This is a genomic window from Pontibacter flavimaris, assembly GCF_001907195.1.
In the GTDB taxonomy this organism is placed as follows: domain Bacteria; phylum Bacteroidota; class Bacteroidia; order Cytophagales; family Hymenobacteraceae; genus Pontibacter; species Pontibacter flavimaris.
The window spans coordinates 39,030-51,835 of the sequence record NZ_LVWA01000007.1; the positions used below are offsets into that span (position 1 = coordinate 39,030).

General features: G+C 49.5%; 15 protein-coding genes and 1 tRNA gene. 9 read left to right on the forward strand and 7 right to left on the reverse strand.

The annotated features are described in order from the left end of the window. The first annotated feature begins 11 nt into the window (after positions 1-11). From A3841_RS12810 to A3841_RS12825, 4 genes are all read left to right on the forward strand, one after another. The gene (locus tag A3841_RS12810) at positions 12-392 is read left to right on the forward strand and encodes a four helix bundle protein (protein WP_073852741.1); all 381 of its coding nucleotides are present in this window, start codon (positions 12-14) and stop codon (positions 390-392) included. A gap of 51 nt (positions 393-443) precedes the next feature. After that, positions 444-734 (forward strand): putative quinol monooxygenase, encoded by a 291-nt coding sequence (locus A3841_RS12815; protein ID WP_073852742.1) that lies wholly within the window; start codon positions 444-446, stop codon positions 732-734. A 132-nt stretch (positions 735-866) separates the two neighbouring features. Next, positions 867-1,403, forward strand: a complete 537-nt coding sequence (locus tag A3841_RS12820; RefSeq protein ID WP_073852743.1) for an iron-sulfur cluster co-chaperone HscB C-terminal domain-containing protein — start codon at positions 867-869, stop codon at positions 1,401-1,403. A 12-nt stretch (positions 1,404-1,415) separates the two neighbouring features. Then, positions 1,416-1,499, forward strand: a tRNA-Leu gene (locus A3841_RS12825). Between the two features lie 122 nt (positions 1,500-1,621). Here A3841_RS12825 and A3841_RS12830 read toward each other — a convergent pair. Continuing rightward, positions 1,622-2,584, reverse strand: coding sequence for a DUF4238 domain-containing protein (locus tag A3841_RS12830; protein WP_170866194.1), 963 nt, complete (start codon positions 2,582-2,584; stop codon positions 1,622-1,624). A gap of 251 nt (positions 2,585-2,835) precedes the next feature. Between A3841_RS12830 and A3841_RS12835 the strand changes: the two genes are divergently transcribed. After that, on the forward strand, positions 2,836-3,231 hold the full coding sequence (locus A3841_RS12835; RefSeq protein WP_317042488.1) for a transposase: 396 nt from the start codon (positions 2,836-2,838) through the stop codon (positions 3,229-3,231). A gap of 400 nt (positions 3,232-3,631) precedes the next feature. On the opposite strand, the gene A3841_RS12840 is transcribed toward A3841_RS12835, so the two are convergent. After that, on the reverse strand, positions 3,632-5,476 hold the full coding sequence (locus tag A3841_RS12840) for a PLP-dependent transferase (protein ID WP_073852745.1): 1,845 nt from the start codon (positions 5,474-5,476) through the stop codon (positions 3,632-3,634). 228 nt (positions 5,477-5,704) lie between these two features. After that, positions 5,705-6,205 (reverse strand): YkgJ family cysteine cluster protein, encoded by a 501-nt coding sequence (locus A3841_RS12845; RefSeq protein WP_139307959.1) that lies wholly within the window; start codon positions 6,203-6,205, stop codon positions 5,705-5,707. 226 nt (positions 6,206-6,431) lie between these two features. Here A3841_RS12845 and A3841_RS12850 point away from each other — a divergent pair, with 226 nt between their 5' ends. Next, positions 6,432-7,094, forward strand: a complete 663-nt coding sequence (locus A3841_RS12850; protein WP_073852747.1) for a transmembrane-type terpene cyclase — start codon at positions 6,432-6,434, stop codon at positions 7,092-7,094. 345 nt (positions 7,095-7,439) lie between these two features. After that, positions 7,440-8,378: a DUF808 domain-containing protein gene (locus A3841_RS12855; RefSeq protein WP_073852748.1), complete on the forward strand. Its 939-nt coding sequence runs from the start codon at positions 7,440-7,442 to the stop codon at positions 8,376-8,378. A 126-nt stretch (positions 8,379-8,504) separates the two neighbouring features. Here A3841_RS12855 and A3841_RS12860 read toward each other — a convergent pair whose 3' ends face one another. Beyond that, positions 8,505-9,434, reverse strand: coding sequence for a lytic transglycosylase domain-containing protein (locus tag A3841_RS12860; RefSeq protein WP_073852749.1), 930 nt, complete (start codon positions 9,432-9,434; stop codon positions 8,505-8,507). A 392-nt stretch (positions 9,435-9,826) separates the two neighbouring features. On the opposite strand from A3841_RS12860, the gene A3841_RS12865 reads away from it, so the two are divergent. Together A3841_RS12865 and A3841_RS12870 are read left to right on the forward strand one after the other, a co-directional pair. Continuing rightward, positions 9,827-10,429 (forward strand): TetR/AcrR family transcriptional regulator, encoded by a 603-nt coding sequence (locus A3841_RS12865; RefSeq protein ID WP_073852750.1) that lies wholly within the window; start codon positions 9,827-9,829, stop codon positions 10,427-10,429. 89 nt (positions 10,430-10,518) lie between these two features. Beyond that, on the forward strand, positions 10,519-11,052 hold the full coding sequence (locus tag A3841_RS12870) for a YceI family protein (protein WP_073852751.1): 534 nt from the start codon (positions 10,519-10,521) through the stop codon (positions 11,050-11,052). Positions 11,053-11,156: 104 nt separating this feature from the next. Here A3841_RS12870 and A3841_RS12875 read toward each other — a convergent pair whose 3' ends face one another. The 3 genes from A3841_RS12875 to A3841_RS12885 all read right to left on the reverse strand — a co-directional run bounded on the left by A3841_RS12875 (position 11,157) and on the right by A3841_RS12885 (position 12,687). Beyond that, positions 11,157-11,459 carry a hypothetical protein gene (locus A3841_RS12875; RefSeq protein WP_073852752.1) on the reverse strand — a complete coding sequence of 101 codons (303 nt, stop codon included), beginning with the start codon at positions 11,457-11,459 and terminating at the stop codon, positions 11,157-11,159. 130 nt (positions 11,460-11,589) lie between these two features. Beyond that, positions 11,590-12,045, reverse strand: a complete 456-nt coding sequence (locus tag A3841_RS12880) for a YybH family protein (protein ID WP_073852753.1) — start codon at positions 12,043-12,045, stop codon at positions 11,590-11,592. An 87-nt stretch (positions 12,046-12,132) separates the two neighbouring features. Beyond that, entirely contained in the window at positions 12,133-12,687 is a 555-nt protein-coding gene (locus A3841_RS12885) for a glycine zipper domain-containing protein (RefSeq protein WP_073852754.1), read from the reverse strand. Positions 12,688-12,806: the final 119 nt, after the last annotated feature.

Consider the following 12,806-nt stretch of genomic DNA (forward strand, 5'->3'; position numbering starts at 1 on the left):
AGTGAATTTTGATGGAGGAATCTAGAACAGGAGATAAGCAACAATTTGTAGAGCGGTTTAGGCAGCGTACAAAGCAATTGGCGTTGGATGTAATTTTGTTCTCAAAGGTTTTGCCTAAAACGGAAGAGGCCACTATCATGAAGCGACAACTGCTCCGCTCAGCAACATCCGTGGCAGCTAATTACAGGGCGGCCTGCAGGGCAAGATCATCAGCAGAGTTTTATTCAAAGCTAAGTATTGTGATTGAAGAAGCAGATGAAACCTTATTTTGGTTAGAGCTCCTTTCTGAATCTGGTACTACCACAGAGGCGAAGGTGGCTGAGCTTAAAAGGGAAACAACGGAAATCCTGTCAGTGATGGCGAAAGCTAGGAAAAGCGCGTCAAAAAACTGAAATTCACTCATTCACTCATTCACTCATTCACTCATTCACTCATTCAAAATTATGTTGATTCGCATTGTCCGGATGACGTTTAGGCCGGAGAAAACGGAGGAGTTTCTGGAGATCTTCCGCAACTCTAAAGATAAAATACGCGCTTACGAAGGCTGTCAGCATGTGGAGCTGCTGCAGGACCTGCACCAACCCAATGTATACAGCACCTACAGCCTCTGGGACTCCGAGGAGCACCTGAACAACTACCGCGGCTCTGAGCTGTTCGGGCAAGTATGGCCGGCTACCAAAACGCTTTTCGCCGCTAAGCCGGAAGCCTGGTCTTATACTTCAGTTACCATTTAACAGTAATCATTTATCAGAATTACGGAAGCTATACTTCCGCTTGCAAACAATCTTGGCCCTTTTGCTGTACTTTTGCTACGTATGGCCTGCTTTGATAGGCCCATCTGATAAATGTTAATTGATAATTGATAGATGAAAAACTACTTCGAATTTTATAACATACCCGAGAGTTTTATACTTGACGAGAAGGCGCTAAAGAACACTTACTACAAGCTGAGCCGCGAGTACCATCCGGATTTCCACGCCAACGAGCCACAGGAGAAGCAGCAGGAGATCCTGCATCTGAGCACGCAGAACACTAACGCCTACCGCACCTTATCTGATGCCGACCTGCGCATGCAGTACATCCTGAAGGAACACGGGCTGCTGGAGGAAGGCGGCAAAAACGAGTTGCCCGGCGATTTCCTGATGGAGATGATGGACATGAACGAGGAGCTGATGGAGCTGGAGTTTGACTTCGACGCCGATAAACTGCACGAGATTGGCGAGAATACCAGCGGCCTGGTGGCCCAGCTCGACAACGACATTTTGCCGGTGCTGCAGCGCTACCCCGAGCTGCACGGCATCACCAAAGAAGAGGCCCTGCAGCAGGTGAAAACTTACTACCTGAAGAAAAAATATTTATTGCGTATTCAGGAAACATTATCTAAGTTTGCAACCCGTTCCTGACAGAAAGGAGAGGCCTTGGTGGCGGAATCGGTAGACGCGTTGGTCTCAAACACCAATGAGGTAACACTCGTGCCGGTTCGACTCCGGCCCAAGGTACAAAAGCCCTGCAGATGAAAGTCTGCAGGGCTTTTTCGTTTAGTGCTGTTCTGTATTGTTAAGGGAATGTCAGAAATGGCCTTAAAAATGAAAATCTGCAAGCCTTTAAAATTGAAGGAGGTTCATCCTCCAGTTATAATGGGTAAAAATGATTTAAGAGACTCCTTCTTCTTTGCAAAAATGTATCTATACTTATAGCGAAAACCTATTTCATTAATTTCATTCACACACTGCTCTGATATCACCTGATGTATAAATAATTTTTCATCCCCGCCAAAAAAGCCGTCATTCTCCAAATCATTGTCTGATATGTATAGGCAAAATGTACTAGAAAGAGGGAAGAAAAATGAGAAGTTGCTGTCATACTTAGTGTTGAAAGATTTATTATCAGATATAGAAAAACCCGGATTATCTGAGCTGATAAAATTAGCTCCTGTGCATGCCTCAAGAAGATACCACTTATAGCTGATTAGTTTAGAGGTTATTTTTTCTAACAAACCGCCCGGGAGGTGCCTTCTAAGTAAGCCTCCTTTAAAGTACTGCTCAATAAATGAGGGGTCGTTCGAATATTCTTCAGCTATTGAATCTATCAGCTCTCTAAATACAGAAGCAGGTAGATTAGGATATATACTTAATCCTACTTCTATCAAAGAATTTATAGACTCATCTTTTAAATATGATGTGATATCTATACTCTTCACTCTATATGGGTTCCTTAATTTCAGGCTTATTAAGAATTTAATAAATGTAATTGCTTGACTTATATTAAGTCTTTGCCGTTTTTCAATACATGGAAAGATTCTACCATACTCAGTTTCGAGACAACCAAATATGTCATTTTCGAGTGCTAATTCATTTAATAGAGCATATGCAGGGAATCTTTTTTTGAAGGATTCTTCGAGTACATGGAGGTCAGGTATATAGCAAATAGAGCCCGGGGAACGCGGATTTATACTTGGAGAAGCGTCTGGCTTATATTGTTTTATCTTATTGAAAATAAACATATCCAATATATAGGTCTTGCCATCTTCAGTAAAGTTCTTTATGAAACACTCAGGTAGGTAATGATGCTTGCTTTTTTTCATTTTAAGGGCTTCAAACATTCAATACAAATAACTGATTTACACCTTATGGCGCAAGCGTCCGCTTGTGCCTTGCGACAGCAAAACTAACCGCTTGCCCCCGCATCACAGCCAGCAAACTACTAAACCTTTAGCCAAAGCAGTGGCAGCACAAGCGGACGCTTGCGCTATGATGTTACCTAAACTTTATACTTACCTGGGAAAACCAGGTAGCCTGTAGCCAAGTATGGAAAGGCTAAACCATACTACAGCGCATGAGCAGGAAGTATAAAATCAGGGACCAGCGCAAATTATACTTTGTCAGTTTTTCGGTGGTGTACTGGATCGACGTGTTCATCCGGGAGGAGTACAGGCAGGTGCTGCTCGATAGCCTTAGTTACTGCACCCAGCATAAAGGGCTGGAAGTATACGCCTACTGCATCATGACCAGCCACATGCACCTGATCATCGGTAGCCAGCAGGAGCCGCTCCAAAACATCCTGCGTGACTTTAAAAGTTATACTCCACCCAACTCAGAAAAGCCATACAGGATAACCCGCAGGAGAGCCGCAAAGACTGGATGCTCTGGCTTATGCAGCGGGCCGGAAAGAGGAACGGCAACAACCACGATTATCAGTTCTGGCAGCAGCACAACCACCCCATCGAGCTAAATACAAACTTTCTGCTGCAGCAGAAGCTGGACTACATCCACCATAATCCGGTAAAGGCTGGATTTGTCAGCTTCCCAGAGGCGTATACTTACAGCAGCGCCGCTGCCTATGCAGGAGAACCAGGTTTGCTGGATATTATGCTGATCGAGTAACGTGGGTATAGTATAAACCGTTAGTACCGCGGCACAAGCGGACGCTTGCGCCAGTGTTTTGTTACTCATTTCCCTTTTTCCCCCGCCGTTGTTGGTGTTATCACCAACAATCAAACCCCCAGCACAAGCCTCCGCTCGCATCATAACCTTTAAACGCCGTTAGCCGCTATATCACATCGCATAAGCGAGTAACATAGCGGCTAACACACGCCTCAACCGGGTTTGGTATTACACGATCTCCACCAGCCTTAGATTTGCGCTACAAAGTCCTGAAACACTTTTTTATGAAGTTCAAGGTCCAGGTCGGGAGACAGGGATACCCGGGCAATGTAATCCTTGTCGGCTTCTTTAGTTGTGCCTTGCGTGGAGGTGGCAGGTATCGTCCAGTAACAGCCCTTCAGCTGGCCATAGCTCACACAGTATTTACTTTCATGCGGGATTTCCTGGATCATCATGTTGATCAATTTATTATTCAGCTCCCGCTTATAGGCCTCCCTTTCTTCAGGCGTATTCCCCTTCGTAGGAAGATCCAGTGAAAACACGGACGGCGTAAATCCTTCTTCTGCCAGTTCTTCTGAAACAAAGTTGATCTTCGCCTCCGGCAACGTATCTTTTATAAAGTTTACGAACTCGCGCGTGTTGCTGTAGGCAGCTTCAATCCGTTGGTTCATGGAAGGCAGTTGCTCGGACAGTATTTTAGTTTGAAGATCGGTCGCCTGGTTATCGCAAAGCCTCAGGTGCTTTTCTATCTTTTCCAGCAAGGCTTCCGCTTTTGCATTGGCTACGCAGTAGCCGGCTGTCGCTTTTCCGCCACTCGGGAACTTCGATCCGCTCACATACGAAATAGTCCTGATCGTTGATAGAATGCCGTCTTTGCTTACAAATGGCACATTCGGGCAGAAGGTCTGATCCAGAATGAAAACCGGATCAACCGCCACTTCGCCGGCTGCCGTCTTACGCGCCTTGCTTAGCACCTCCCTCAACTGTACAAGATCCGGCACTTCTACTCTTGGGTTTGTCGGGATCTCAGCAATAATGTAAGGCACGGCATCCTGGCGGGCGATTTCCTCCAGCACCGTATCTATACTTCGGACCATATCATGCTCCCCATCCACCAGCAGGTCCACTATTTCCACATTATCCAGAGCAGCAGCTACCCGCCTGGATTGGTCGTTGGTGCCACCATAGCAGTTTGGAGGAACCACAAACTTGATGTTTTTTCCCGGGTGTTTTTCCAGGGCCTCGTGCACAAGGCCCATCATGATGGCATATTGCGTAGACAGCCCGGAGGAACCAAGCAGCGCTTTTGTACTTGTACCGGTGATCCCATGGATCAATTCCTGAACCCGCGCTTCGTTTGCCGCAGCATCACCCTTCTCCTTATCGGAAGGAGATTTCCCGATCAGCAATTGCAAGGCAGCGAAACAGTTGGCCGGCGTCATGGCAATGCTCTCTCTCCTTCTCACATGCTGTATTTCTGAGATGTAGCCTTTGTTCTGCTCGCCTTTTACCAATATGATACTTCCGAGATGTGCATGCACACTCACATAGAAGTCAATATGGGGCATCAGGGTAGCGTGACCTACTTCATCTTCCTGCGAAAAGAAAATGGTACTGCCATTAAACGCAGCGATCTCCTCTACTTTCTCAACGTGCTCTAAGTCAAACTTGTAGCTATACACCCGCTTAAGCACTTCCGCGTCAAAATAATCGGGTAAGGCACCGGTATAAACGATACGTGTGTTCTTCTGCTCCAGTAAGTTTTTCCTTAGAACAGCCAAAACAGGCATCGTCCGGGAGGAGAAACTGATGACATGCTCCGGTTTCAGCCCGTGTAAGCTGGCAATTGCCCACTCCAGCACGGATGATAAGGGATGCCCTAACCGGATGTAATCGTAAGCAGTGGGTAAAGCACTGAGGGCTGCTGTCTCCGCATTTCGGTTTTTAAACAGGCTTTCAAACTGCTCCAGGAATTCGGTTTTGGCCAGTTGTTCGTTGTAAATATCCAGTCGGTGGGTGGTTAGCCTCAACCAGTCGGCTGGCATGTTTTCTAATACAGCCTCAATATAACTCCGCACTTTATTGTCTTCCATGATATTTATGTTGCGATTAGCCCATACTTTAAATGGCTCAAATTTACTTTAAAAATGCTACAACAATTTGTTGTAGCATGTTACTTCGGCGCCTTACAGCCGGTCCCAACTTCTTCCCTCTAAACCCCACACCAAGTATTATGTTCACGTAGCCGGCACACAAGCAGCATTGTCATCAGGAAAAGTAGTGACAAGGTCAGATGATTTAGTCTGCCGCTGATCTTCTATTTAAAATAAGGAGACGCCAAATCTTGTTGACAACAGCCTATCAAGTTGCTCGAGATCTGATTGCAAATCCAGGTAGTCCTGCGTTAAGGATGCAGGCTCACTTTTCTGAAGCGAGTTTTTCAATTCGATCATTTTAAAGTAAAAGGATTGGGACTGGAGCTCGATTTGTAGCAACGCCAATTGTTTTTCGATAGCGATCCTTCTTTGTTTAAGCTCATCGACTATTTCGACAGCCGCATCAAAGTCCAGCTCCTTTTGCTCGACGGATTTCAAGAGTCCGCACTTGAAACTGGCACAATGTTTCGGTCTTCTGGAATAGATCGTGCAGCCATCACAAAAGTATTTACAGGGCTGAAGAAAGAACCCTTCACCATTTGTATTCTCAACATCCACTAAGTCGCTCAATGCAGGCACCTCTTCCCGGCCGAGCTGTACAAAACCAATCATGGTACCGTTACAACAGCAGCCACAAGCCAAACAAATATTTGTTGAATCACCCATTCTTCAAGTTTATATAAATAATACGCCGTTAGCAGTGTTATCACCAACAACCAGCTGCAAAACTGCCGAAACATTCCGTAAGCATCTTATATATTACTCATAAATAATCGGAGGAGCCGCCCTACAGCAACGGTGGCAAATAGAATACGCTGTTAATGCCGCAGCACCAGCACCTGATTACGCTGCCACTGCGAAAAAGCCGTTTTTTATACTTTGAACGAACACCATGCTACAGAACCCGCTTCATGTAGACCCCACCATCGATGCCATCTTAAAAATAGGCAGCGGTATCTTCTGGTCGCTGACGTACCTGCTTATACTTCGGCGGGGGTTTCTCGACAAAAGCTATGGCATGCCGGTGGTGGCGCTTTGCGCGAACCTGTCCTGGGAGTTTATCTTCTCGTTCGTGCACCCGCACAGCAAACCACAACTCTACATCGATTATGCCTGGCTCGCCCTGGACGCAGGCATTCTGATCCAGTACCTGACCTATGGCAGAAAGGAATTTCCGGAGCATTTGCCACGCGTGCTCTTCTACCCTACTTTTCTGCTCACGCTGCTACTGTCCTTCCTTTTCATTTTGCTCCTGTCGCGCGAGTTTAACGACCTGAACGGCGTATATGCGGCCTTCAGCCAAAACCTGCTGATGTCCATCCTTTTCATTCACCTGCTGCTCCGGCGCAACAGCTACGTGGGGCAGTCGCTTTACATTGCGCTGTGCAAGATGATCGGCACCGTGTTTCCTTCCCTACTGCTCTACCTATACTTCCCCGATTCATACTTTTTGATTCTGTTGTATGTGAGCATCTTTATTTTCGACATGATCTACCTGCTGCTTTTATACTTTAAGATCCGGGCGGGCGGCCTCAGCCCCTGGGCCAGGGTATAAAGTATAGATCAGCAGTGCACTACCCTCAGCTTCCGCTCTTCCGGATTTGTAATCCGAAAGTGTAATAGCCGAAGATTTGTAATCTGCACTGGCAAAGGCAACAGCTTCAAGCACACAGGCGGATTTGCTATCCGCAAAGTATAACGTTCCGGATTACAAATCCGGAACAGCGGCGGTTACCCTCCACCTAGCCACCCCAACTATATTTTCCACGTATGAAGAACCTTTAATTGCGATCCGGCTTCTTTCGCTTAATTTAGGATCGTGAAAAAGCGTGCTGCCGCGTTTAATCCGTATAGGATGGGCAGTAAGAACTGAATGATACTTTAAACGAACGTATACATAATGGCGACAGGACTCCTCGCACTTTTAGATGATGTGGCGGCGCTGGTGAAAGTCAGCGCGGCAAGCCTCGACGACGTACCAACGCAGGTGGCGAAAACAACGGGCAAGGTTTCCGGCATTGTCATCGACGACACAGCCGTGACGCCCAAGTATGTGGTGGGCCTGGATCCCAAGCGCGAGCTCTCCATCATTTTCCAGATCGCCAAAAAGTCACTCATCAACAAGGCGCTCTACCTGGGTCCGGCTGCGCTGGTGCTCGGCTACTTTGCGCCCGGGGTTATCCCTTACCTGCTCATGCTGGGCGGTGCCTACCTGTGCTTCGAGGGCTATGAGAAAGTGCACTCCCTGTTCGGCAAAACGCACGAGCCTACGGAGGAGCCAACAGAAGAAATGGAGGTGATCACCCCGCAGCAGCTGGAGAAGGAGCGGGTAAGCAGCGCCGTACGAACGGACTTTATACTTTCGGCAGAGATCATTGCCATTGCCTACGCCACGGTGGCCGACAGTCCGCTGATGAACCAGATCGTGGTGCTCTTAACGGTGGCTGTCTTTATTACGATAGCGGTGTATGGTTTCGTGGGCCTCATCGTGAAAGCCGACGATATTGGGGTGCACATGGCGCAGGAAAAATTCAACCCGACTACGCGAAAGATCGGGCGTGGCATCGTCAAGTCCATGCCGAAGTTCCTGACCATACTTGGGTATGTTGGCACCGCGGCCATGCTGTGGGTGGGGGCCGAGATCATAGCCCACGGACTGCCCTTTATGCACCACCCACTGGAGTCTCTGGAGCAGGCTTTCTCTGGTATACCTGCGCTGGGCTGGCTGGTGAAGGTGGTGCTGCTGGCCCTGGGAGGCGTTGTGCTGGGCTTTATCATTGCCCAGGTGCTAAACTTAGGTAAAAAACTATTCAAGCGCCCTGCCGAAAAAGTGGCGTGATGCCGGACGAGAAAACTGAAAAAACAAGTTGACGTACGGCTGGAAAAACCGGCTTAAGCCATAGAACCTGATTTTATACTTTGTGAGGCTGCTCAGGTATACCTGGGCAGCCTCTTTTATTTATACTTACATGGCCTCCTGCGGCAGCTGCAGCTCAAACGCCTTGCCTTGCGCCACGGTTAATTTATAGTCCTTTATCCAGGGGTTGTAGAGGCGCAGGGTTTTGTAGTTGGTGCCCTGCTCCAGGGCAAAGGCAGGCAGGTCAGGGAGCGTAGAAGTAACCTTCACCGTGCGGGAAGGCAGGGGCTGGTAGCCGTGCTCCTCGGGCAGGTCAAAATTATACTTCTGCGGGTTGCCCAGCACTTCTTTCAGGGCCAGGATACGGAACATGTAGCGCGAGGTCTCGTCGTTCAGGTAGAGGTCGTAGTAAGAGCTTACGCCCTGGCGCTCCAGTGCGCGGTCAAGCCCGGCCATGCCCCTGTTGTAAGAGGCGGCGGCATTGGTCCAGGAGCCAAACCGCCCTTTGGCGCTTTTCAGGTACTTTACGGCGGCCAGCGTGGCCTTCTGCACATGGAAACGCTCGTCCACCTCGCCGTTCACGATCAGGCCGTAGCCCCGGGCGGTGTCGGGCATCAGCTGCCAGAAGCCGGCGGCACCCGCCGGCGAGGTCACATGCCCGAACAGGCTTTCGGCCAGCGCCAGGTAAATGAAATCCTCCGGCACATCGTTTTCTTTTAACAGGATCTTAATCTCCGGCACGTAGCGCTGCATGCGCTTGAGGCCCAGCAGGGTGGTGGCGTGCAGGTACGAGTTCACCAGCAGCTCGCGGTCCAGCCGCTCGGCCACGTCCGGCACATCGAGCGGCACCGGCTCGCCGGCAAAGCTAAGGGCGTCTGGCACAGCAGGCGGACTAAAAACCGGTTTCAGGGCGTTTGCTCTCGTTTCGGAGGTTGCCGCAATGCCCCCCGCCGTCATGATCTGCTGCTGGCTGCACAGTTGCAGCGCCACTACCAAAATCACTGTTACCCAAATGTACTTCCAAATCTGCTGTGCCATAGTGCCGCCCCTCCTGTTTTAATATGAAATAAATGTTCTGCTATAAACTTTCTCTTAAGTTAGGGATAAATGCAAAAGCATCAAAACCAGTTCCTCCCCCGGTATTTATACTTGTGTCGTTTGTTTCGAGCTGATTTGGTTAAGTACAGGGGAAACTGCACCACTCCTCCGCAGGCCGTGCTTAATAAGTGGTACGGCAGCAGGCGCTAACGGATCAGGGCTTCCAGGGAGGCGCAGCAAGAAATGTATTAATTTTAAGTGATGCTGATACTTTTTATAGTGCACGGTGGGTACCATCAGTCAGGCTCAGTTAATCTAGTGCGTATTTTGTCATGTAACGCGGAACTTCTACCTTTGCTAACACTGTTAGGTAATATAACAGAAGTATAAAAATGGGAATAGCGGAACGGAAGAAACGGCATAAAGAAGAGGTACGAACCTCCATCCTTGCGGCTGCCTGGCAACTGGTGCTGCAGGATGGGTGGCAAGCGCTCTCTATCCGCAGGATCGCGGAGGCCATTGAGTACAGCGTTCCCGTTATCTACGACCACTTCACCAACAAGGAGGCCATTCTGCTGGAGCTTACGAAGCAGGGCTTCCGGCAACTGAACCAGGAGCTTATCCGGGCAAAGGACAAGGCAAAATCTCCGGAGGAGCAGGTTGAGGCCATGGCGTACGCCTACTGGAAGTTTGCCTTCGACAACCCGGCTTACTACCAGGTGATGTATGGCCTGGGCATCCCCTCCTGCGAAACCGTGAACCAGATCAGCGAACTGGGCACGTTCAGCGAACTGATCCTGCAGCCGATAAAAGAACTGATCGCGTCGGGCAAGCTTCCGGAAACAGACCCTTTCCTAAAGCTGCACACGTTCTGGTCTATGTTGCATGGCCTAGTTTCGATCAATATGATGGGTAGCGGCGAAAACAAAAACGAACTGAACGGGTTGGTGCTGCAGGATTTCATCCGCGGCTTCGTATCGGGCATGAAAACCTAATTTTTTTGCCCTTATACCTAACACCGTTAGATAATATAGCATCATTATTTCTTTTATAATACACCAAGTAAACTTTAGTACGAATTAATATGGCAACTACAAAATGGTCTCTCGACCCAACCCACAGCGAGCTCGGTTTTAAAATCAAGCACCTGATGATCTCTAACGTTACCGGCAGGTTCACCCAGTTCGAGGGGGAGGCTGAAACGGAAGGCGACGACTTTACAAAAGCAAAGGTGGTGGCGAACATCAACCCGGCCTCCATCGACACCAGCAACCAGCAGCGCGACGAGCACCTGCGCAACGCGGATTTCTTTGCCACGGACCTGCACCCGAACATGACCTTTGTTTCCACCAAGGTGGAGAAGGCCGGTGATGACACCTTTAACCTGTATGGCGACCTGACGATTAAGGACACCACCAAGCCGGTGAAGCTTTCTGTAGAGCAAAATGGTGTGGCCACTGACCCGTGGGGCAACGTGAAGGCGGGCTTCTCCTTTAGCGGCAAAATCAACCGCAAGGACTGGGGCATAAACTACAACGCGGCCCTGGAGACAGGCGGCGTGATGCTGGGCGAGGAACTGAAGATACAGGGCGAGGTGCAGCTGGTAAAGCAGGCCTAGTCCCCTTTTTCATACTTATACTTCGAGGCTGTCCGGAAATGCCGGGCAGCCTCGTTGCTTAATACCGTAGCAAGTATGGCCTGCTGCAAAGTATAAACAGGTGCCTAGCTCCGCTCGATAACGATGTACCTGGCCGAGAAGCCGTTGCTTTTATAGAGCGCCTGCAGCGCCGTGATCAGGGATTGGATGCCGCTGCCTTTGGTGCGGTGGCTGCTGAGCGGCTCCAGGTAATTCTTGTAGCCTTTCCCGCTCACGCGCCCTACAAAGCTCCTTGCCTCTGCCTCCCCCACGTCCTGCAGGCCCTTGGCCAGTACCACGCGCTGCATGTAGGGCAGCGCCGACTTCATACTTTGATAATCCGAGAAAGCGTAGAGGCGGTAGTAGGAGCTCAGTTTGATGGAGTTCATAGCGGCAAAGATAGCAGGGCGAGGTTTGACTTGGGCAGTTTATCCCTACAAACAGAAAAGCCATGCAACATTCAGCTGCATGGCTTCTCAATTTATACTTGTGCAGCGTATCTTTGCTGCTTCAACTCTGTTAATTCTTTACCTGCACCGGCAGGCCTTCCAGTTGGGCGTAGCTTAGCTTCCACTCGCCTTCCGCGGTTTTCTTCCAGAGGAGCATAAAGTTGCCCTCTCCTATCCCGCGCAGCTGATCCTGGGAGGTTGGGAGCACATCCACCGAGAAGGTGCCTGCCTCGTAGGCCATCTCCTTGTCTACGCCCGAGCTTACCACATTCGTCTTCAGGTCGGCGATGGTGCCGTAGGTATCTTTTACCCATTTGTTGGCCACCTCTGTTTTGCCGTTGAAGTGCGTTTCGCCCTGAACGAACTGCACATCATCTGCCAAATACGAGATCACTTTTTCCGGGTCGTTGCTGTTCCAGGCTCCGATAAACTCCTGGTTCAGGCTTTGTACGTTCACCGCCTCCTCCGGCTGCGCGCAGGAAGTTAAGATGGCGGCAAAGAACAGGATATATACATAGCGTTTCATAAGTCTGATTGTTAAAAGTATAACATCTGTAAGTATGGCCTGCCTGCAGCAAACTTTATACTTGCTGCAGACAGAGCTACTCTATACTTACCAGCTTTTCCGTCTTACCTCTGAGGTAGAGTAAGCGGTTGATGGGTCGCCGAAGGACAGGTTTGGCAAATACCCCATGCTGATGATCGGGTTGTACACCTCCTCGTTGTAGGCAGCATAAGGCACGGTTACCTGGTTCTGCGCCACCAGCGCCTGTTTGGCTGGCTCAGCCTGCCTCTTAGCGGCTACCGGCTTGCTGGCGGGGGTCGTTCTGGCGGCTACGGTTCTGGCGCTTCTGGCCTCTGCGGCGGCCCTGTTAGCGGCAGCCACTCGTTCTGCCTCCGCCACTCGCTCGGCCTCCGCCCGTTTCTGCCTGTTATCGATGCCCTTGCCGATGGCATAGCCTGCGCCGCCGCCTACCACACCGCCCACTACACCGCCTACCACACGGTTGCGCTTATGTATCACGGCACCGGCGGCTGCACCTGTGGCAGCGCCAATTACGGCACCCTTAGCCTGTGGGCTTATTTTTCTGTCTTGTGCTTCGGTTGCAGAACTCAGCAGGATCGATACTATAAAGACCAAACTGAAAATGTAATTTACCTTTTTCATAAAACGTGCTTTTAAGGTTTTAATAAACTATCACGCATGGATGAAGGGATTATTACAAGATATATGCCACAACAGTTGTGATACCGCCAGGCACACCTATACGGAATTGATTATCAGTA

Coding starts and splice junctions, on each gene's coding strand:
- A3841_RS12880 (WP_073852753.1), bottom strand. CDS start 12,045: ATGAAACGCTATGTATATATCCTGTTCTTTGCCGCCATCTTAACTTCC.
- A3841_RS12815 (WP_073852742.1), top strand. CDS start 444: ATGTTGATTCGCATTGTCCGGATGACGTTTAGGCCGGAGAAAACGGAG.
- A3841_RS12840 (WP_073852745.1), bottom strand. CDS start 5,476: ATGGAAGACAATAAAGTGCGGAGTTATATTGAGGCTGTATTAGAAAAC.
- A3841_RS12875 (WP_073852752.1), bottom strand. CDS start 11,459: ATGAACTCCATCAAACTGAGCTCCTACTACCGCCTCTACGCTTTCTCG.
- A3841_RS12860 (WP_073852749.1), bottom strand. CDS start 9,434: ATGGCACAGCAGATTTGGAAGTACATTTGGGTAACAGTGATTTTGGTA.
- A3841_RS12845 (WP_139307959.1), bottom strand. CDS start 6,205: ATGGGTGATTCAACAAATATTTGTTTGGCTTGTGGCTGCTGTTGTAAC.
- A3841_RS12855 (WP_073852748.1), top strand. CDS start 7,440: ATGGCGACAGGACTCCTCGCACTTTTAGATGATGTGGCGGCGCTGGTG.
- A3841_RS12830 (WP_170866194.1), bottom strand. CDS start 2,584: ATGAAAAAAAGCAAGCATCATTACCTACCTGAGTGTTTCATAAAGAAC.
- A3841_RS12820 (WP_073852743.1), top strand. CDS start 867: ATGAAAAACTACTTCGAATTTTATAACATACCCGAGAGTTTTATACTT.
- A3841_RS12870 (WP_073852751.1), top strand. CDS start 10,519: ATGGCAACTACAAAATGGTCTCTCGACCCAACCCACAGCGAGCTCGGT.
- A3841_RS12850 (WP_073852747.1), top strand. CDS start 6,432: ATGCTACAGAACCCGCTTCATGTAGACCCCACCATCGATGCCATCTTA.
- A3841_RS12835 (WP_317042488.1), top strand. CDS start 2,836: ATGAGCAGGAAGTATAAAATCAGGGACCAGCGCAAATTATACTTTGTC.
- A3841_RS12865 (WP_073852750.1), top strand. CDS start 9,827: ATGGGAATAGCGGAACGGAAGAAACGGCATAAAGAAGAGGTACGAACC.
- A3841_RS12810 (WP_073852741.1), top strand. CDS start 12: ATGGAGGAATCTAGAACAGGAGATAAGCAACAATTTGTAGAGCGGTTT.
- A3841_RS12885 (WP_073852754.1), bottom strand. CDS start 12,687: ATGAAAAAGGTAAATTACATTTTCAGTTTGGTCTTTATAGTATCGATC.